Genomic DNA, 20,901 nt, shown 5'->3' with positions numbered 1-20,901 from the left:
CGCTCCTTTCCATCAGCCCTTGGCGGCCTCGGACAACTCCTGGTGAGCCTGAAACAGCTCCAGAGTCAGAGGCTCATCAAAGACCTGAGGATTGGCGGACTTGTGGGCGGAATCAGAGGTCTCGCCTTCATACAAGGGGTTGGGATAGGTCTGGAGCAGCTCCTCCCGGACATTTTCAATGATGCACTGGGCCATTTCCATGGCCAGAGGGTTGGTGTTGTCCCCCTTGTCCAGGACAGCCACCGACTCGGTGAGGGAGAAGTTGCCCTCGGCGGGGTCAACGTAGTCGATGGGCAGGCCGTCGGCCTTGTCCGCCACCGCCTGATGGCGCAGGCCAAAGCCAATGGCCACCTCACCGGCACGACACAGCTTCAGAGGACCGGAGCCGGAGGTTTCAATGTGGGCCCCGCAGTTTTCGTAGATGGCGGCCAGAATCTCCTGGGCCTCCTCTTCCCCGTAGGCATCCACCAGGGCCTGAATGAGCAGCCAGGCGGTGGAGGAGGACTGGATGTCGGTGACGGCAATGTGTCCGGCGTACACAGGGTCGGCCAAATCCTTCAAGCTGGTGGGGGTGGGCAGGCCCTCAGACTTCATCAGCTCGGTGTTGAGGATAATAGCGCCCTCCTGGGCGGTGATGGGGGCGGTGTAGTCGGGCACCTGGGTGAGGGTGTTTACCTCAAAGGTCAGGGGCAGGAACATGGCATTTTGATCCTGGGCGCTCTGGAGGTAGAAGGTGCTCATGGTCACCAGATCCGCCTCCAGGTTGGTGCCCTCAGCCATGAGCTTACCGCCCAGCTCGGAGGTGCCGTAGGTCTGGAAGATGTACTTGCCCTTGTAGCCGTTGTTGTCCAGGGCATTTTGCATGGCGGTCACCGCTTCTTCGTCGGCGTTGGAGTAGATGACCACTTGATCTCCACTTCCTCCGGCAGAGGAGCTTGTACAAGCGGTGAGGGCGGACAGACACATGGCGCCGGACAGGGCCAGGGCAAGAAGCTTTTTCACGTTCATGATTGAATTCCTTCCTTTTCTTTGGATTTCTTGGTGGAGTTCCCCCGGCGGTTGGCCAGCCAGGAGAACAGGGCCTTGGCAACCAGATTGGTGGCCAGAATGAGCAGGGAGAGGACAAAGACCTCGTTGAAGCGGTTGACGTATTGCAGCTGCTTAATCATGGTGGTCAGCACCATGGTGCGGGCTCCTGCAATGAAGATCAGGGCGCTGATGGTAACCATGGAGTTGATGAAGTAGTAGCCGAACACCTCGATGAGGCTGGATAGGGCATTGGGGGTCACCACCCGCAAGATGGTTTTCAGCCAGCTATCCCCCATGAGCATGGCGGTGGTCTCCCACCCGGCGTTCATCTTGGACAGGGCGTTTTTCATCATCAGGTAAGGGGTGGAGAAGTAGTGCACCACGTTACAAACCACCATGAGCAGCAGGGTGTTTTGCAGGCTGGTGCCGGAAAAGAGGAACAGGTAGGCCACGCCCAGCACCATGCCGGGGATGGCGTTGGTGACCAGGGCGATGCTCTCAATGGTGCGCTTATATCCGGCCCCTAACGTGCTGCGGGCGGTAATCAGCGCTCCACCGTAGGCCACCAGAGTGCCCAGAGCGGCGGTGAGCAGAGCCATGAGCAGAGAGTGGCCGTAGGAGGCCAGCAAACTGCTGTCGGTGAATACCGCCTGCACGTGTTCCATAGAAAACCCGGTCTGATAGGGCCACGCCTCCACCAGCGGCACCACAAAGATCACCGCAAAGATGGACAGGATGGCCACGGACACCACCGAGCCAGACAGGCCCCATCCGGTGTCCCTCAGGGTGTTTTTCCGCAGTTCTGCCTGGGAAATGCGGTTGTAGCGGATGTTGAACCGCTCCAAAATCTGCAAGATGGCGATACTTCCAATGGAGGGAATGAGCATGGTCATGGCGATGACCGCTCCCCGGTGAAAGTCGGGGATACCCCCCAACATCTGGTTGTAGAGCAAGGTGGCGATGACCTCGTAGCCGCCTCCCACCGAGGCGGGGATGCCGAAGTCGGTAAAGCACAGGAAGAAGGCCTGAATCAGCGCCCCGGCAAAGGTGCCCAGCAAAGGGCGCAGCACCGCAATCCAGAAGGTGGCCAGGGTGTGATCTCCCATGACCTTGGAGACGGTGAGGGTCTTTTTATCCACAAATCCCATGGTGTTGTGGATGAGCAGGAAGGCCACAGGGACGGTATAGATGACGTAGCCCACCATGAGCCCGAAAAATCCGTAGATGTCAAACAGCTGCCGTCCCAGCAGGCGGGTAATCAGACCCTGTTTGCCAAAGGAGTAGATGATGGCAAACCCATAGGTGATGGTGGGCAGAAACATGGGCAGGGTGGCCACGGCGGTGATGAGCCCTTTGAATCATTTGGGCAGGCAGGTGTAATGCACCCCATAGGCCAGCACAAAGGCCAGCAAGGTGGACACCGCCGCCGAGGCCGCCGCCACGGCAAAGCTGTTGCCCAGGGCGGAGAGAAAACCCTTTTGGCTCACTACCGAGGTGTAAAATTCCCCTGTCAGCCCTCCATCCCACACCGACTTGCCCAGCAGCACCACCAGGGGAGCCACCAGAAATACGGCGAAGAGGGCCACGACACCCAGGAAAATAAGCTTTAGTTCACGATTTGTCCGTGTCATAGCGCCCTCTCATCCCGCTTGGACGGCCAGCGTAGGGCGATCTCCAAACAGAGCATAGATATTGTTGCGCTTGATCTCCAGCTGGTTGAGAATGAACTTCCGCACAAAGTCGTTCTGGGGCTGGTGGACGATCTCCTCCGGCTTGGCGTACTGGGAGATGGTGCCACCCTCAATGATGAGCACCCGGTCAGAGAGGGTCAGGGCCTCTTCCGGGTCGTGGGTAACGATGATGGTGGTGAGGTGATACTCCCGGGCGATGGTCTTGATGCGGTCCTTGATGGACTCCTTAATGACCCCGTCCAGGGCGGACAAGGGTTCGTCCAGCAGCAGGATACGGGGCTTCATCACCATGGTGCGGGCCAGAGCCACCCGCTGCTTCTGGCCGCCGGAGAGCTGGTCAATGCGCTTGTTCAAGTGATCCCGCAGGCCCAGCAGGTCGATGAGCTCCTCCACCTCTTGCTGGGTGGAGATGCCCGGCTTGTTGCGCAGGCCGTAGGTGATGTTCTGATACACGTTCAGGTTGGGGAAGAGGGCATAGTCTTGAAAGACGATATTGAAGCCCCGCTTCTCCATGGGGGTGTGGGTCAGGTCCTGGCCGTCATACCGGATGTGGCCACCATCGGCATCCACAATGCCCAAAATCAAATTCAACAAGGTGGTCTTGCCGCAGCCGGAGGGGCCCAGAATGGAGACGATCTCCCCATCGGCCACTTGGAGAGAAATGTCCTTCAGCACCGGCACGCCATCATAGGATTTCTGGATGTGATCCAGTTCCAGCATACATACAGCTCCTCTCTCAGGATGAAAGTTCGGTTTTGTGTGTCGCCTCACGTCCTGGCGACGGGGTTATGCTACCAAATCTTTGTGGCCGCAAACAAGCAGGGAAAGTTTGAGTTTCCGTAATTGAACCGTAAAAACCCGTCAAAAAAGCCGCCCACCCTTGTAGTTTCCTTACAAGGATGGGCGGCTTGCCCTCATTCATCTTTGTATCCCCGATCGGCGATCACCGCGCCGCTCTTGTCCAAATTGCGGGAAAATCGCTCGTAGTCGCTTTGGATAATACCCATGTACAGCAGGTCTATCAAGGCAAGGTCCGGGATACGGGAAAAGATGGCTGTGCCGTAAATGGATAGGGCCTGTCCCCCGGTGCTCAGGCACACGTCGGCGTACTTGGCCAGCAGCGGCTCCTTGGGGCTGGTGATGGCGATGGTACCCGCCCCCGTTTTGCGGGCCTGTTTCAAGGCCTTCACCGTGTCTATGGAGCAGCCGGAGTGGGAAATGGCCACCGCCACGTCCGCCACCCCCAGGTGGGCCGCGGAGATCTGCTGCAAATAGGCGTCGGTGTGCATCCGGCAGTTGAGCCCCAAATAGGTCAGCTTGGTGAGCAGATCGTTGGCCGGGGTCATGGAGTTTTCCACCCCGTAGATGTCGATGGTGCGGGCGGTGGCCAGCATCCGCACCGCACGGCTCAACGCCTGGGTGGACAGGGATTTCAGGGCGTCTTCCAGCAATCCCCCTGCCATGCGGGTCTCCTTCAGGGGTAATTCCTCCAGGCAATCCCAGGGTTTTAAATCAAAATCCCCCATGGGCTCAAAGTAGGGCTGCTGGGGCGCGCCCCCGCTCTGCTCCCGCAGCAGGCAGTATTTGAAGCTGCGGTATCCGTCAAAGCCCATGGCCTGGACAAAGCGCACCACCGTAGGCTGGCTGACCTGCACCCGCTCGGCCAGCTCGGAAATGGTACACTGGGTACACCCTTCCGGGTCCCCCAGCACATAGTCCGCTACCCGCCGCTCCGAGGGACGCAGCGAGGCATAGGCGCTTTTCACCCGATCTAATACCTGAATCTCATGGCGCATGGGTCTTCCTCCTTTTGTAACAAACTTACATGGCCCTTCTCCCCAGTGCCGATTTCCCTTACAAAAACCAGGCGGGTGCCTTGTAAGAAATACAAAACTTTTTTCTCTCCCGTGGGGATTAACAGCCCAGGGGACCCCTTTGCGATGCTACGGGATATATTATGGTATCAAAGTCATGTAAAGGCCCCAAGCATTCTTACGTGAGGTGTGTGTAAAATTTTCACGAGTTCCCCTTTCCCTGCGCCCAGAGGGACAAAATGAAACCCACCCGTCAAACGGGTGGGTTTCATTTCATCAAAGGTTATGTTTTCTCTTCCAAGACAGGGTTAGGGCCATGCCGCCCAAAGCGACCGCAAACAGCCCCACCCACAGATTCAGTCGGGCGGTGTCTCCCGTAGATGGCTGGGAGCCCGGGTCGGAGGAAGCGCCGTCATGTTCCTCCCAAATCAGCACAAAGGGAGAAAATCCACCGGGTCCAACGGTAAAGCGAATACCCTGGGAAGTATTTTCAATCTCCACCTTTTCCGGCTCTACCGCATAGATATCCTCCAAGTCGTAGCCGGACGCCCCTGTATCATCGGTACCGTCTCGGTGAAGGCCGGGGAAGTGCCAGAGAGTAAAGCTGGTGTTTTCATCCGTTCCCTCGGGATAGCCCCAGTAAATCTCCACGTTCTGAGAGGCCATGACCCAGGCGTTGCCATTGTTCATGTCCACCAGATCCAGGTATTGGCTCTGGAAATACCGAGTGGCCCCCTCTTCCAGTTCAGGCATACGGGCATCAGCCTGTGCCTCCAGAACGCTCTGACGATCATAGACCTCATTCATAATATCGTCAAAGAGCAGACCCACATCCATTTCTGTGTCCTCGCCGTGGAGATTTTCCAGGCGGATGTTGGTCTCGTTGAGGGTAAAGGTGGTATCATCCTGGGCCGCCACAATGCCCACTCCGGCAGGAATCTGGGGAATGGTCTCCCCCTCCTCCAAGATCCGGGTCACCGGATTGTCCGGGTTGCTGAGGATGGAGTCCCGCTCCACACCACGTACGGTCAGTTCTGCCGTGCCACGCTGTACCGGGTAAAAGGTAACGCCATCTGCTTTCTTCTGGTAGGCCACCAGAATCTCTCCCTCACTGAGAGGGATTCCGGTCTGGTACATTTTGTACAGTTCCTCCTCCAGTTCCGGCAAGAAGGAGTCTGCCTGGACGGCTTCCCCATCCACATAGTACTGGATGTGGAAATTTTCATTGGTTCCATCGGTACAGTCCAGACGATAGCAGGTGTTACCTTCTTCATCCACGCCGATCTCCACCGGAGTCCATTCATACCGTTTCCCAGGGGCATCGGTGGTATTGGGATCATCGTAGTAGAGCAGGGTCAGGTCCTCCACCTCCATCCCCTCTGGGGCCTGGATGACAAACATGGGCTTGGGCAGGGACGTGGTTTCATCCCCGTCTACGGCATCATAACCATGGTTACCGCCCATATAAATGGTCACATTGCAGGGCCGGATGCTGACACTTTGGTAATCATATTTGGGTACGGCGTTTAGGTTATACTCCAACGTGTCGTTGACCACCGTAGGCACGCTGACCAAAAGGGGGGCCATGGTACAGGCCTGGTTGGCCACGTCCACCTGAATGCGGCTGACCAGATAGAGGGCAGGCTCCAGCTTGGAAAAGCCCACCACACCGTCCTCATCGGTGACCCCTGTACGGGTAATCAGCTGGGGATGTTCCTTCACATAGGTTTCCAGCTCCAGGGCGGCCTGACGGCGGGCCTCGTTGTCCAGCTTGTCCCATTCATAGGAGAAATCCTTAAAGTCCTGAGTCACCTGATAGGTAAGCTCAATGGGATTTCCCTCTACGGTGATGTCCGCAATTTTTACAATGGCATAGGTGTCATCCGCCAAAGGAATCTTCCGGTCATCCACATTCACATGGCAATCCAACCGCAGACTGCCGGTGGCCTGTTTGGCGCTCACCGGCCGCTGCAGCGTGCTCAGCAGCACCAACACCACCAGTACCAGGATGCTCCAGCGGCATCGGCCCAGGGATGTCCTGTATTTATCCATGTCGCTGTCTCCTCCTTTTTCTCAAATGCAGAATGAATAATACCACGCCTCGAATGACCAGAACGGCCACCAGCACCCCGGCTCCGGTGAGCATATGCCGGTATTGGGCAGGCAGACTGTGCCAGAAGGACATCGTCTGTTCCGTATCCCGGGCATACTCCTGGGGGTCGTACGGGGTGCGTACCCCCCGCACCAGCAACCGGTGAGAGTTGATGCCATAGGGGGTGCAGGTGATGAGGGTCATGTAGTCTTTCCCCTCCTCAATGGCCAAAGCGTCCATTTCAGAAGGCAGCACCGTGAGGATCTGATCCACCGTGTAGCACAGCGTCTGGTTGAGGACCTTGATGTAAAACCGGTCCCCCACCTCCATCTGGTCCAGGTCGGTGAACAGGCTGCGGGTGGGCAGTCCTCGGTGGCCGGAAAGCGCCCCGTGGGTGGATGGCCCACCCACGGGGAGAGAGGTGTTCTCCAAGTGGCCCACCCCCACCTGGAGCACCGCCTCCTGGGTGCCGTGGTAGATGGGGATGGTGGTGTTGAGACTGGGCATCTCAATGTAGCCCATGATGCCGGTGGAGTCCACATTGAGCAAGTCCCAGTAGCTCTCTGGGGTAATAGGGTTGCCGTTGTCATCGCTCAAAGGAGCCTCGCCGGTGTTGAGCTCCGCCAACTGCCGGTTGTACTCCTGGGCCTGGGCCAACAGCTGGTCCAGCCGCTCCTGCTCCATCTGGAGTACCGTATCATCATAGGAGGCAGTGGCCCGGCTGCTGTTGCGCTGGACGAGAAACTCACTCAAGGAGGGATACACCAGAATGCCAATGCCCACCAGAATAATCAGACACCGCACCAGCCGCCACAGCTTATCTTTCATGGGTGGGCCTTACTGTGCCTTTTTCTTCTTGTGGGGGGCAAAGATGCCGAAGAGCACGATGGCTACACCAGCCACAGTCAGGCCAATGGTACCGATGCTACCAGTCTCTGGGAGCTCAATGCCCTTCTTGTTCTCCACGTCCACTACAGTGCCGTCGTCTCCGGTGGCGGGCTCACCATTCACGGTGATAGTAGCATCGCCAGGATTCGGAGTATTGGTCATGGTGATTACGATCTGAATGGGAGCCTTCAGCTGGTTGTAGCCAGTGGGGGCTTCTATCTCATGGAGGTAGTAGGTGCCTTCTCCCAGACCAGAGATGGTGATGTCACTGGTGGCAGTAGTGGTGAAGAAGGTCACAGCGCCGCCCTCACCAGGCTTGGCCACACGGTAGTTGTTGCCGGAACCTACCAGCTTGATGACGCTTGTATCGCTCTCGCCGTTGGTAAGGGTCGCGTTGGTGCTGAGCACAAACTTGGCGCCAGCCAGGTTTCCGGTCATGCCGCCAGCATCAGTAGCCCACTTATTCACGTCAATCTCGTAGGTGTAAACATCGGTCTCATCGGGGGTGGAGGTACCGTGGCCGCTGGTGCTGGGGTCGTTGCTGTACTCCACCTCGACGGTGTTGGTGGCGGGAGTTCCAACAACAGCGTCCTCGGTAATCATGGCCTTGTAGGTGACCACAATCTCGGCGTCGGTGGTAATGGATCCCTCCGCAAGGGTAGCGGTTTTCAGATCTGTAAATTCAATTTTCAGCACATTGCTGTTCAGGCTTACCGTATACCCAGTGGCGACAGTCTTTCCACCAATGGTAACTGTGAGATTGTCGATCGTAATACTATTGCCGTCCTGAACAGTAGCTCCGTTGCTATCCACAATCACCAAGCCGTTGGACAGGGTATCCTTAAAGGCAAAGTAAAAGGTGGCGTAATCGGTCATGTCGGGTACCTTGGAGGTCAGGGTAAAGGTGACAATGTCGCCAACCTGGGCGGAGCCGTTGTCGGCATTGCCGCTGCCAGTGTCCACCTTCTTGTCCACCGTGGGGAAGGTGCTTTTGATGTGCCACTCGGCATCGCTGTCACGAGGTACATTCACCAGCATGGCATCGGTGTTACGGTTGCTAGTACCGGTAGAACCACCCTCAGGGTAGACCAAATAATAGCCAGCTTTCAGCTCCGTGAAGATGGCCTTGTCGTTGGAAGCAGTGGCTGTGAGTACGGCAAAGTTACTGCTATGAGACCGTACCCACTTCTGGGCCAGGTGTGCAAAGTCAGCCAAAGTCTGGCCTCTCAAGCTCTCCACATACAGACGGGCATCCTCACCGTCCACCTTACTGTCCCCATTTTGATCGGTCAGGCCAACGCCGCCGGACCTTGTCTCAGTGGTAAAGAAAGTAAGCCAATCTTCATCAGCCAGCACATAGCTGTCAAAGGTATAATCGTCCTTGGTGCCGGTCACACGGGCGTCAAACATCTGCACGGCATAGACATTCTTGTTGTCCAGGGTATCACCGGTCACAGTCAGGGTGCGGTCACCTCCGTTGCCAGCGGCAAATGCAGTGGCAGACAGGCCCAAGGTCATTACAGCGGCCAAGGCAGATGCTGCCAAACGTTTCATAGTTTGTTTCATTTCTTCCAGTCCTTTCATCTTTCTTTCTCTTTCTTTTATGCTTGGAAGTTTGATGGAACTGTCAATCCTCCCTCCCTCTGCTCCTGCGTTTGCGTATGGTCAACGCGGGCAAAAGGATTCCTACTCCCACCACCACAAAGATGGCGCTGCCGATCCCGCCAGTGTCCGGCAGAGGGATAGACAAGGTGTTGGTGATGGTTAATGTATAATCGCCTGCCTGATCGGGGTCGTAAGGCTCGTAGGTTACCACGTAACCTGCCGGGACATTTACTTCCTCCACCGTGTAGACGTAGTAGGCTGTAATAGGTTCGTCCTGGTCTCGGACACCATTTCCATTGGTGTCTGTGTACTCATACAGGGGTACATCCTTCAAAACGGTGCTCCACACCGCAGACCAGACGCTCTCCTGATTGGCTTTGGTCAGCTCAATGGTTTCATACTCCACCTTGCTGCCCTCCACCGCACCGTTGGTATCAAACTTCTGCTGGTATACCCGGATGGTAATACTGTCCGGTCGAGTCTGGCCCAGGTTAAACCAGTCCTCCCAGATCTTCTGGATGGTGAGGTCCACATTCTCCGAACAGGGGTCGGCGTTCTCACCGGGTTCCGGTACCGTGGAGGGGGGATTGTCTGGGGACTGGGTGTCCAGCATGAGCACCGCCTTGGCATCGCTGACATAGGCGTTCAAATCCCGCTGAGTGCCGTCTATTCCGGTCTCTATAGCCCCTTTCAAGGCCAGGAACGTGTCGTAAACACTCAGTTCCTTGCCGGTGTCCACCAGCTCACCAAAATCTGTAATGTGCTTAATATCGTAGCGGTTATACGCTGTGCCACCCACGGTCTCTGGGGCAGCCGTTGCACCAATTTGCTGTCCACCTGCCTGAATGGCAGTCAGACCAGTGTCACTGGGACGGTAGATGGAGTAGGTGTTGTTGTCACCCTCGATGTTCTCCACAGTATTGAAGTCATACACCGATTTCAGGTCGTTGTACCCGGTAAAGGGTCCCACCTGCTCCGCTGTCCCCCGGACCACATCACACAGAACCATCTGGGAATCGCTGATTTTACCCTCGTGGTTGTAGCCCACAAAGCCGCCGGCCATGCCGTTGGCGTGGGTTCCATCCGCATCCTGGGTGGCTCCGCCGCCAAACACATCGTAGCCGTTGGCCACACCGGTAACAGTGCAGGACTCCAACTCCGTGCGGTTGCCCTTGATGAGGTTGATTTCAGCTTCGGCCAGCTGCTTTTCGCCGTCTTCTGTGAGTCCGTGTTCGTCACAGGGCAGACGAATCATGGAATCGCCGATGGTGACAATGGCCACATCGGTCTGCTGGTGGGGGTTGTCCGCTTTCTTGGAAAGCGCCACCGTGATGGGGAGACCCAGAAGTTCCACTTTCAGGGTATTTCCGTCGTTGAGAACTTCCACTTTCAGGATGCCCAGGTTCAAATCCACCAAGTCAATGCTCTCCAGCCCAGTGTCATTGACATAGAGTGCTTTCAGCAATTCATCGACGATGATAAGCACTGCCTTGACCAGCGGAGAATCCGCCCCCACACTGACCAGATATGCCATATCCGTCTTACCCATGAAGCCGCCGGCAATCTGGTCGCTGGTCACCTTTTTTAGGTTGGTCACGGTGGAATTTTTGATGCGCCCCAAGTCACTGTACCCGGAGAAGCCCCCGGCAATGGGTTCTTTTCCGCCGGTGGCCTGGATGATGGCCCCCTGGGCAATACCGGTGACCGAGCTGTCAAAGATCTGGGAGCCCAGAAGATCCCCCACACCGGCACCCAAATTTACCAGCTTGGCCAACAGTTCCACACTGTCCACGTCCACCACGCCGCTCTTGCCCATGTGGCCCACAAAGCCGCCGGTGTAGTTCAGCGCCTGCACGGTGGAAAGGTTGGTGGCGGTACCGTTTTGGATGGTGCCGTTCATCAGGCCTCCGACAAATCCGCCAGCGCAGCCGGTATGGCGTGTCTCGTCCAAAATGCCCTGGCTGTTTTCACTGTGGGCCTGGACGGTGTAGCCGTCCTCCACCCCGGTCACTCCGGCGTGATAGATATAGCAGCGGAGCACATCCAGGGCATCTATACTGCCCAAATTGAGAATGGCTCCTATTACATCCACGGTGCTGCCTTCCCCATCGGTGCCGCCCACTTCCGCCACAGCTGCCACATCCGCCAGCCCCAGGAAGCCGCCGGCGTAGAGGCCGCCGTCTACACTTCTCAATCCAGTCACGGTGAGAACATCCGATGCGGCGCCCTTCTCGCCCAGCACCGCCGCCTGGACGTATCCCGCAAAGCCGCCGGCAAAGGGAGCATACTGTACCGTTGTGGTATCAGTGGTATATGCTCCATCCACCACAAAGCCCCACTGGCCATCTGCCGGAGAGACAGAAGCCTTGTGGATGGTGGTATAGGTGGCGGGGAGCACCTGAATCAGGTCACCGGCTTTGCTGATGACGCTGTCCAGAATCCCCTGGAGCAGGCCGTCGGAGGCATTGGTGTTGACACTGGCCAGGGACGCCGCCGAAGCCAACCCCACATAGCCGCCAATGGCATTGCGCCCGGTGACCCGGCGGAGGTTGCCCACATCACAGGAGGCAGTGGGGGCCGGGTACTTGGATGTTTCTGCCCAGCTTCCTCCAGCAGGCAGGCCCTGGTCATTGAGCTGAATCTGCGCCCCATAGGAGCAGCCCACATAGCCGCCAGCATAGCCCGCTCCATCCGTGGACAAGCCCGTGGCCTGGACGGTCAATCCCGAGGTATAACCATAGACCGAGGAGTTTTTCACCGCAGGAACAAACAGCTCCGCCAGATCAACCAGCTGTCCCACATTGAGATTCAACCCCAAAATGGAGACGCTGCCAAAGTTTGCCGCCCCGCCGGTCTCCATGCTCCCGGCGTAACCTCCGGCGGCGCGCCAGCCCCGCACCAACTTCACGTCATAGGCCATGCAGTTGGTGAGTGTGCCACTGCGCATCAGTCCCACATACCCGCCGGCATCCCCGCCGGGGTTGGGCAACAGGGTGTCCTTCTGGCTGCGCCCGGCCACCACGTGGAAGCCGTAAACGTACTGCTCCAGCTTGGCATTCAGTTCATCCTGGTTTTCTACCTTGCCGGTCTGGGCCAGCTCATAGCCGTAGCCGCCGTACTGACCCACATATTCCACCCACTGATTCCAGGTCCCCACCGTCAGGTTGGCCAGGGGACCGTACACCGCGGTATTCTCTTGGGTGGGGTAGACCACACTCAATGCACCAAGGATATTGTTGACACTGATTAAGCCGTCAAGAATGCGCAAGCCGCCCACATGGGCGGTGTCCGCCGCTTCCATAAATCCGGTATACCCGCCGGCATATTCCGCGCCATATACCGAGCGAATGCGCTCGGCCTTGCAGATGCTGGTGGGGCCGTCATATGGGGTCAAAGCCGTCTTCCAGGGGTCGGTATTCAGCCCCCAGATGCTGCCCCCCATGTTGTGGCCCACATAGCCGCCAGCCATGCCCCGCTGGATGGTTGCATCCGAGGCGGTCTGAGCCCGTACCACGCCGCCGCAGGGCACTGCATCGGTGCTGCTGTTGCGGATGGTAGGGACAAAGCTCTGGAGCAAGGACGCTACGCTTTCCTTAATATTGAGAACCTTATCCAAAATGCTGCCCTGGTCCAGTAGTTTTGCCACATCCCCGGGCTCCATCTCACCCACGTAGCCACCGGCGGAAATCTGGCCGATGACATACTCAAAGTTGTGGGCGTTGGAGTTTTGGATGTGTCCGCCATAGATGGCACCGGCAAATCCACCAGCGTGACCCACAGCACCGGAGGCATCCGTTTGGTTGGCCCGTACCGAATACCCGCCGACGCCGCCGGTGACATCCGAGTGCTCGATGGTGGTAACCACTACCGACAGTGCGCGGAGCACGTCGGTAAGCTGAATACTCTGACCCAGTACACCCAGACCGCTGCCCACCGAAGCTGCACTGCCGATGTCCATGCAGCCCACAAAGCCGCCGGCATAACGCCCGCCGGTGACTGCGTAAGAACTTTCTTCATTGAAATAACTGGGAGTATCCACCGCTTCCAGATCATCGGGTGGGGTCACCTTTGTGTGCTTCAAATATGTCACATCACAGGTGGAGATCTGCGCGCCGCTGGCATAGCCGATGAAGCCACCGGCGCTGCCGGAATGGCTGTCCAAATCGTCCAGCTGGTTGGCCGTGACGGTAAAGCCGTTGTCCGACTTTACTCCGGCGTACTCCACATAGGGAACATAGGCCTGAATCACATTCAGCAGGTTGTCCACGCTGATATTCAGCCCGTCTATGCCACCCAGGATAGAGATACCACCGCCAGCATCGGCCAAAGCACCAGAGTAGACCTTGCCGCCGAAGCCGCCGCCATAGGTCTGCCCCCTGACATGATCTATGTTGTACACGGCATAATAGTCGGCTTCTCCCCGGCTCTGGTTGTCCACCTTTCCGCTTTGCAGTTCACCCACAAAGCCTCCGGCCACATCCGCCTGGACATAGCCGCCATCCTGATAGGTGACGGTACAGTTGGTGTAGGTGGGAATCAAATATCCCACCGCTCCCAACAGGTTATCCGCCTTAATCAGCGTCAGAATATCGTCTTCCTGTGCAACCTCTGCCAATCCCCCTGTGTGGGAGGTGCCCACATATCCACCGGCAAAGCCATCTACATTGGATGCAAGGACCGACTTGAGCCCATAGACATGGGAGTTTTCTATCTGTGTGCTGTTGCTCTGCCCAATAAAGCCGCCAGCTACAAAATTAGCCACTTCACCCGCTGCATTGCTTCCACTTGCCGTCACCGTAAAGCCCGATGCAATGCCATTTACCGTGCAGTTTTGTATCTGGACACGCACGCCTTCCGCCACAGACAGCAGATTTTTCAGTTCCAGCAATTCCAGCCCCAGCAAGCCCAGCTTCAAGCCGCTGCTTCCGGCCAGATCGCCCGGACCAGCACAGCCCACAAAGCCGCCCGCACGGTTGTTTGCCGTCACGGAAGCCAGCCCATGGAGTTGAATCTTGGTTACCTGCCCCCCCGTTGCCAAACCAAATGCGCCACCAGCATAGTCACCCGCTGCATCCACCGTGTAACCTGCTGTTCCGCCGTTGACAGAGAAATTGGTGGCGGTAAAGCCCAGGAAATTCCCCACTCCCAGGGTCCCATTCAACAGCCCCGTGACACTGGCCGCACCCATACAGCCGGAAATGCCGCCGGCATAGTCGCCGCTGGCCGTCACCGAGGAGATGCCTTTGAGCTGGTTTTCCCGCTCTGTCACAACTGGGGCACTGGTGCCCTTCCATTTCCACAGGGGCAGTTCCTTGAGATATGTCTGGGAGGATTCGGTCAAATAGAGACCATCGCCTTTCCCCACAAAACCGCCCACACAGCCATTGCCCTGCACTCGAATGTCATAGGCCACACCGCTGTCCATATTGGGGTTGATCTGACAGCCCAGGATGGCCGAAGGCTGAATGCCCACCAGAGAGAGCAGCATCTGCACTTTGGCAGGTTCGGTGGAAAGCAGTCCGTTGAGCAGTTGTTTTACCGTACTGAGCAGACTCGACTCCGTGGTTTCGTCTTTGCCCAGGTTGGAAATCCACCCCACCGTTGCAATGCCCGCGAAGCCACCCACACAGCTGCCCGAACCGGTCACCTTCATCTGGGGAACTTCCATGGTGTCATTGATGGCATAGCTGTTGGCCAGCGCACCCACGAAACCGCCGAGGTTCTCCCCGCCGGTCACGGTAACCTGGGGCGCAACTACCTTGCAGTTCAACAAAAGGCTCTGAGGCTGGGTGACCCGCACCAGTTCCACACCCACGTCGGTGAGCAAACCCTTGATTTCCGCATCTCGGGCAAGGCCGGAAAATCCGCCGCCGTATGTGGCCGCCTGGACGGTATAGTCATTTTCGCACACAACCGAGCAGTCTATGATCCGTGTACCCACCTGTGCTCCTACAAAGCCGCCGGCATAATCCGTTCCTGTACTTCCCAGAACATGGCCTTCGATACCTGCATTCAGGTTCTTTACGTGGCAGTTTTCCATAACAGGGTTGTAGTAGCCGGTGGGGATCAAATTCCCCACTGCAAGGCCATTGTCAAGCAAGATTGTAATGAGGTCTCCCAGACCAAGCCCAGGAATCGCATTCAGCAGCGAGGACAGGACATCCACCGTTAGGCCAAGTGTGTCGGAAAGCCCATCGTACTCTGTCACACCTACGGCATATCCCACGAAACCACCGGTATAGTCGTTTTGGTTGGTCACAGTTGCGTTGGTCACAATGCAATCCTCAACCCGGACATCGCCCTCCACTCTTCCCGCAAACGCCCCCGTTGCAAAGCGAGTGGGATTTTTCACTCGGGCATTGAGCAGACCGGAAAGCGTATCTCGCAAGTTTAGCTTTACATTCCCCACTGTGATGATCGTAGTCACCAAATCTAAAAGTCCGCCCACAATCCATCCAAGACTAGATGTCAGTGCATTCAAAATGGTGTCTGCTTGTTCGGTATCGCTGGTCTTCGTCTGTACAGAAATATTTTCCAGCTCCAGATTTTCCACCCTTACTTGCCCAGCACTGATGCCAACATTATTCCTGTTAATTTCATTGGAGATGGTGGCAAAGAAACCAATGCCCATATATTCGTTGACTTTCAGTGCATCTTTCTGAATGACCCGCACATTGGAGATCACAGGGCGGCCCGTGGCGGTAATGGCGCTGCCGTCTGTCAGCTTTTCTCCGTTTTGGGCCTTAGCTCCGATCATGGTGCCGGAAAACATGAGGGGTGTCCAGTTGGATTCCTCCGGATTGCTGTTTCGTTTGTTCAGGTCGATGTCCCGGAAAATGATATAGTTGGCATCTGACGTATATTTCAAGTCCTGATAGGTGGCTTTTACCTCCTCAAAGGTCATATACTCCGGCTCTCCGAACAGGCCTCCACTGTCCTTTCCAATGCTGGGGCTGTCGGTGTTTTCATCTTTCAGGCCTACCAGCTCTGCCTTATAATTTGCAATAAGCCCCAATAAGCCATTCAAAATATCTTTTAGCAGATTAGAAATCCCCTCCAGCAAATTATCAGAACTCAAATCCGGATTCCACAAACCAGTGGGAATGGGGTCCTGTTGAAAATAAAGGAACTCTTTTTCGCTGTCCTCAATATCTGAACTTATGAAACCCGTTTCATCAAAATTTCTCAGGTTAATATCCGCATCACCGGGATAATACGGAAATAAATGAACATACGTGCCGCCCAGTCCGCCCAACACCTTAGTTTCCGTCCGCACAAATAACATGGGCGCCACCTGGGCATCTGTGCCAATGGCGGCCAACTGCTGCTCGTTGCCTATGAGGATGTACTTCGTTCCGTCAATTTCCGCATACACCTGTCCGATGTGCGACCGGCCGCCCAGTTGCGCCGGGTCCGCCTCACCACGTTCCACCACGGTTGCAATCATTTCAGGCATCTCCTGCGTAAAGTTCTTAGAAAGGAGATACTTGTGGTTGAGATCGTAGGTGAGGTAGGGCCCTGTGTCCCCGCCCTCATTTTGAGCGTAGACAAAATTGCCCACACCGAACTGATCCGGATACATATCACCGCTCATCACCGGCTCCTGGGCAGCTGTCTCGGAAGCTATGGTGAGCAACTGATAGTTGTGGTAGACATAGATGGTATCGGTATCGCCGTCATACAAAGGAGCATCCTTTTCCACTGAATCGGATACGAAATGCCCGGTAAATTCCTGGGGAAGCGTCCAAATAGAGGTTCCATTCAAGGGAATATCGTTCATCAGCTTATATTCCCCATCCAGCCCGTACACCACTTCCCGGCCTTGGTCATCCATTACAGTCTGGCCACTTCCCAGTTGTGCGGCATCTCCAGTCCTTACCGGCTGGCCGCTCCCCACCGCACAGAGCTGCTCATAGGAGTACAGGAGAATGACACCATTTTGGTAAACCGCTGGGGCAGATGTGCTGTCTCCCCCTTCTGGCTCTTCCTGCATGGAAGATTCGTCCTCTATGGCCGGAACTTCTTCCGTCGGTTCTTCCGTCTGGACTGCCTGCGGTTCTGGCTGTACGTCCTCCACAACCTCCGATTGGAAGGCTTCTGAATATGTAGCTTGTGCCCGAACCGGCACAAGCATTTGTATGGATAAAACAACCGCCATAGCTGCAGCCAATATTCGGATTCTACCCATCCACAAATACCTCGCTTTGAAGTTATATATCTCTATGATGCCTCTGCCCCGCTCACGGCTCTGCGTCCTTGCGCATAAGCACGGCACAACACACTTACAGTCCTATCCCAGTGATAAAACCGGTGCATCATTCGTCACCAGCGGCATCTTCCATCAGTTGAAATATGGTGGTTTCTTTTAATGCCGCAGCTAAGGCAGAATTAATCCGCGTGTATACCTTTCGAACCGGACAGGTTGCAGCGGCATGTCTGGAACAAAACGATTCATTCTCCAAGCACCCATTGATTTCCATACTCTGTTCCGTAAGGCTGAGAATATCGTATAAAGAAATCTGTTGCGGGTCCTTAATCAGCCTGTATCCGCCGCCATTTCCTCGAACAGTTTCCAGTATTCCGGATTGCTTGAGCTTTTTGGTCACCTTATTCAGATATAGCGAAGGTACTCCCATCGCTTTCTCAACCTCATTTGCCGTGGCGCAACTCCCGCTGTTCAAAGCCAAATAAAGCACTGTCCTGATTGCATAATCACTGGTTGTACTAAACTGCACAATCCCAACTCCTCTGTCTCTGTACCCACTATGGCATTCCCTAACCAAACCGTCATGGTCATATTTTTGAAAAAAATAAAAGACCGTCCATGTTATTCGACAGGTCTAGGCAATCTAGGCAACTTGGTTTTCTTTCTCTCTGAACCACAACATATAGATAAGAGAGATGTTTGAATTACTACTACTTGTCTTGCACCCAGTGTAGATTTCTACCCATATCAATACAATTCGGGTATATTATACCAAACTTTGTTGTTTATTTCAAGTTTCACTTTTTTTCGCTACAGCCATTCCCATGGGAAACATACCAGCATATCAGCAGCAGACATGCTTCCTGTTGCTTTCCCGTCATCCCCTGACCGCTCACGTTAAATCTTCTTGACAGCTTTGCTATCTTGCATTACAATATAGTAAACACCTACCTTGTAAAACAAGATAGTGGAGGTGATTCCTTGATACCATCTCAAATGCTTAAGGGCACGCTGGAAGGATGCGTACTGGCTGTACTTCGGGAGGAGGAACACTACGGATATGAAATCTCACAAAGGTTGGAGGGCTATGGATTTGGCCGGATTCCTGAGGGTACCGTTTACCCCCTGTTGCTGCGGCTTGAGAAGCGAGGTTCCATTACAGCCAGTTTTCGGGCTTCACCGGAGGGGCCTCAGCGGAAGTATTATGCCCTGACCGAATTGGGCCGAGAAGAACTGGCTGAATTTTTCCACCATTACCTGGAGCTAAACCGGGCGGTCCATCAACTCATCAAAATGACAGGAGGTTATCCAGATGCGCAAGAAGACGAAGCAGCTTTTGGAGGAAAATAACCGATTGGAAGAAGCCTTGAGTGAAGAAAGCAAGACTCTGTTAACGGATATGGTGGTTTATCTGCGAGGTTCTCGAATCAGCACTTGGGAGCAAGAACAGGTACGCCGGGATATGACCCAAATGCTGTTGGATGCCCAGGCCCGGGGAGATAAACCCGAAGATGTCCTTGGCCCGGATCCCAAGGCCTTTTGCGACAGCGTAATTGAGGCGTTGCCCCCCACGTCCCGGTGGGTTAGTCTACTCACCAGCCTTCGAGATGGGCTGCTGTCCGCGTCCATTCTTGCCGCCATTTGGCTGGGATTTGGGATATTGGAGGGCCTGTTGGGCATAGGAAGTTGGCCCCGGCTGACACTAACCTTTGGCCAACTGCTGGCTGGCATGGGCCTTATATTGATTTCCTGCGGGATCGTCTACTGGATTTGCCGGAGTTCCTTTTCCTCCAACTCCAAAAAAGGGCCGTGGGTGTTAATTTTCCTCTTGTTATTTGCTCTGCTGTGTGCAGGTACCTTTCTATCCCAGCCAGTGGCCACGCTTCCCGTTCCCCTGGCTGCCTGTGGTGTGGCAACCCTGTTTGTCCTATATAAACTCATGGATTCCCGGTTGGATTAACGCTGCCCATTTTTCGCATGGGGCAGATGGCCCCCTCATCCTGTCCCACATCAAAAATTACATTTAGAAAAAAGCCTGGAAAACCGAAGTTTTCCAGGCTTTTTCAGCTCTTCTCCCATTTACATACTTGCCTCCCAATCGGATGCATCATAGGAAAGCCCCGTATCGCTGTTTCCACTTGTTACCAACTTACCCGTTTCGGAATTATAGATATTGAAGCTCACTTTCCACTGGTCGTGTTCAACTCCGGACAGCAGCTGCAGATTTGCACAAAACACTTCTGTAGACATGACGTAGCGAATCGCCTCATAAGCATCCAATTCTAAGTTATAGTACAAATCAATATGGCTATAATCATCACTGTACTCAATTTTATATCCCGTCCCAAGTTGGGCAAATTGACTTTTCAGGTCGGTCAGCAGCTTTTCTCTAGATGTCATCCAATACTCTTTTTGCGTATCGGTAATTTCCAATGTCACTGCTGTCCCAGCATCATTCACATATACGTTCTCATAATTCCCTTCGCTGGTACTCATTAAATCCGACATCCAATCCTCTGGAGACATTTGGGCAATCCCGAGAATTTTCTCTGAAAAAACAACCTTTGTTACAGTCTCTTCTGTTTCTTGTGGATCAGATTTGCCCTGATCACAGGCAGAAAACAGTGTGCCGACCAGAATCACCAGGAGGATGAGAAAAACTCGTTTTGCTTTTGACATAACACAACACCTCAATGAACAGGGTACAATCAAATGTCTTTGGGGGCTCTCGGTGTCTGAAACATTCCGCCCTTCCATATTGCCCACCCATTCTCTCCCCTATCTATTCCCTCATTGTCTATAAGAACCCCAAGTTCGCTTCCTACCGTTCTTTTCAATTCAGATGCTAAGTTATCTTTTATTACCTATTTCACAATTTCACGGTACTCAGCCAGTTGGTTATTTACAAAAACAGAAGAAACATTGGATCGATCAATCGTCTTAAATACTTCCTCACTAAGATAAATAACCCGAACTGTGGACGGTACCCCTTCCTGAGTCCATTGATAAACAAATGATTTCGCAACCTTCTCAAATTCCTCAACACTACGAAATTCCTCTTCAACCACCACGACTATCGTTATGTTTTGGAGATTATCCAGCTCTAACAACTCTTGTATTTGCGTAGCCTGAGTTAATTTGTCGGGATAATTTTGCTCTAACGTTGCGTAAACACCATACTCATCGAAATATTGGGAAGCAAACTCTGATACCTTTTGTTCAAAACTTGGCCTAATGACTAAGCCAAAATAATTGTCTCCAAAAACATATCCAGATTCTGTTTTATATCTCTGAACAGAAAAGTTCTCTTTAATGCCATCCATTTCAACGGAGAGGTTCAAAAGATCATATTCTTGGTCCCAACCAGCCCTGAAAAAACCGTTTATCTCATAATAAAAACTCCCGTATTTCTCTGTTAAGTACTCTTTCACCTGGCTGACAATCTCATATTCCGTTTGCTCTGTTATGTCATTGTACTTTATGGCGCATCCTTGCAACACAACCGACAAAGCTAAAATCACGAGTATGATGTACTTTTTCATACCGTTACAGCCTCCCGCTCTTTTTTCACCTATT

Annotated in this window: 15 protein-coding genes; 3 read left to right on the top strand and 12 right to left on the bottom strand. The window is 54.5% G+C overall.

Features of this window, described 5'->3' with window-relative positions:
• Positions 1 to 12: 12 nt before the first annotated feature.
• From B5G37_RS08465 to B5G37_RS08430, 9 genes are all read right to left on the bottom strand, one after another.
• Entirely contained in the window at positions 13 to 1,008 is a 996-nt protein-coding gene (locus tag B5G37_RS08465) for an extracellular solute-binding protein (RefSeq protein WP_087256411.1), read from the bottom strand.
• Complete coding sequence (locus B5G37_RS08460; RefSeq protein WP_242962833.1) at positions 1,005 to 2,351, bottom strand: ABC transporter permease subunit; 1,347 nt, start codon at positions 2,349 to 2,351, stop codon at positions 1,005 to 1,007. The genes B5G37_RS08465 and B5G37_RS08460 overlap by 4 nt, the downstream gene beginning before the upstream one ends.
• Positions 2,352 to 2,387: 36 nt before the next feature.
• Complete coding sequence (locus B5G37_RS15750; RefSeq protein WP_242962831.1) at positions 2,388 to 2,660, bottom strand: hypothetical protein; 273 nt, start codon at positions 2,658 to 2,660, stop codon at positions 2,388 to 2,390.
• Positions 2,661 to 2,669: 9 nt separating this feature from the next.
• A complete protein-coding gene (locus tag B5G37_RS08455) occupies positions 2,670 to 3,440 on the bottom strand; it encodes an ABC transporter ATP-binding protein (protein WP_087256409.1) in 771 nt (256 codons plus the stop codon).
• A 194-nt stretch (positions 3,441 to 3,634) separates the two neighbouring features.
• Complete coding sequence (locus B5G37_RS08450) at positions 3,635 to 4,516, bottom strand: MurR/RpiR family transcriptional regulator (RefSeq protein ID WP_204217899.1); 882 nt, start codon at positions 4,514 to 4,516, stop codon at positions 3,635 to 3,637.
• A 294-nt stretch (positions 4,517 to 4,810) separates the two neighbouring features.
• Entirely contained in the window at positions 4,811 to 6,586 is a 1,776-nt protein-coding gene (locus tag B5G37_RS08445; protein WP_087256407.1) for a hypothetical protein, read from the bottom strand.
• Complete coding sequence (locus B5G37_RS08440; RefSeq protein ID WP_087256405.1) at positions 6,579 to 7,454, bottom strand: class C sortase; 876 nt, start codon at positions 7,452 to 7,454, stop codon at positions 6,579 to 6,581. Before B5G37_RS08440 ends, B5G37_RS08445 begins: the two co-directional genes overlap by 8 nt.
• A 9-nt stretch (positions 7,455 to 7,463) precedes the next feature.
• Complete coding sequence (locus tag B5G37_RS08435) at positions 7,464 to 9,080, bottom strand: isopeptide-forming domain-containing fimbrial protein (RefSeq protein ID WP_158099380.1); 1,617 nt, start codon at positions 9,078 to 9,080, stop codon at positions 7,464 to 7,466.
• 61 nt (positions 9,081 to 9,141) lie between these two features.
• Positions 9,142 to 16,953 carry a Cna B-type domain-containing protein gene (locus B5G37_RS08430; protein WP_158099379.1) on the bottom strand — a complete coding sequence of 2,604 codons (7,812 nt, stop codon included), beginning with the start codon at positions 16,951 to 16,953 and terminating at the stop codon, positions 9,142 to 9,144.
• Between B5G37_RS08430 and B5G37_RS15210 the strand changes: the two genes are divergently transcribed.
• Positions 16,942 to 17,220: a hypothetical protein gene (locus tag B5G37_RS15210; protein ID WP_158099378.1), complete on the top strand. Its 279-nt coding sequence runs from the start codon at positions 16,942 to 16,944 to the stop codon at positions 17,218 to 17,220. The genes B5G37_RS08430 and B5G37_RS15210 overlap by 12 nt on opposite strands.
• A 214-nt stretch (positions 17,221 to 17,434) precedes the next feature.
• On the opposite strand, the gene B5G37_RS08425 is transcribed toward B5G37_RS15210, so the two are convergent.
• On the bottom strand, positions 17,435 to 17,854 hold the full coding sequence (locus tag B5G37_RS08425; RefSeq protein WP_158099377.1) for an Rrf2 family transcriptional regulator: 420 nt from the start codon (positions 17,852 to 17,854) through the stop codon (positions 17,435 to 17,437).
• Between the two features lie 452 nt (positions 17,855 to 18,306).
• On the opposite strand from B5G37_RS08425, the gene B5G37_RS08420 reads away from it, so the two are divergent.
• Both B5G37_RS08420 and B5G37_RS08415 read left to right on the top strand, forming a co-directional pair.
• On the top strand, positions 18,307 to 18,675 hold the full coding sequence (locus B5G37_RS08420) for a PadR family transcriptional regulator (protein ID WP_087256397.1): 369 nt from the start codon (positions 18,307 to 18,309) through the stop codon (positions 18,673 to 18,675).
• Entirely contained in the window at positions 18,638 to 19,285 is a 648-nt protein-coding gene (locus tag B5G37_RS08415) for a hypothetical protein (protein ID WP_087256395.1), read from the top strand. The genes B5G37_RS08420 and B5G37_RS08415 overlap by 38 nt, the downstream gene beginning before the upstream one ends.
• 119 nt (positions 19,286 to 19,404) lie before the next feature.
• Here the strand turns inward: B5G37_RS08415 and B5G37_RS08410 are convergent, their stop codons facing one another.
• Entirely contained in the window at positions 19,405 to 20,004 is a 600-nt protein-coding gene (locus tag B5G37_RS08410; RefSeq protein WP_087256393.1) for a hypothetical protein, read from the bottom strand.
• 185 nt (positions 20,005 to 20,189) lie between these two features.
• Positions 20,190 to 20,867, bottom strand: a complete 678-nt coding sequence (locus B5G37_RS08405; RefSeq protein ID WP_087256391.1) for a hypothetical protein — start codon at positions 20,865 to 20,867, stop codon at positions 20,190 to 20,192.
• Positions 20,868 to 20,901 lie beyond the last annotated feature (34 nt).

It is taken from the genome of Pseudoflavonifractor sp. An85, from assembly GCF_002161235.1.
Classification (GTDB): Bacteria; Bacillota; Clostridia; order Oscillospirales; family Oscillospiraceae; genus Enterenecus.
Note: the sequence above shows the minus strand (reverse complement) of the source record. Positions and strands in the feature narration are given on the sequence as shown.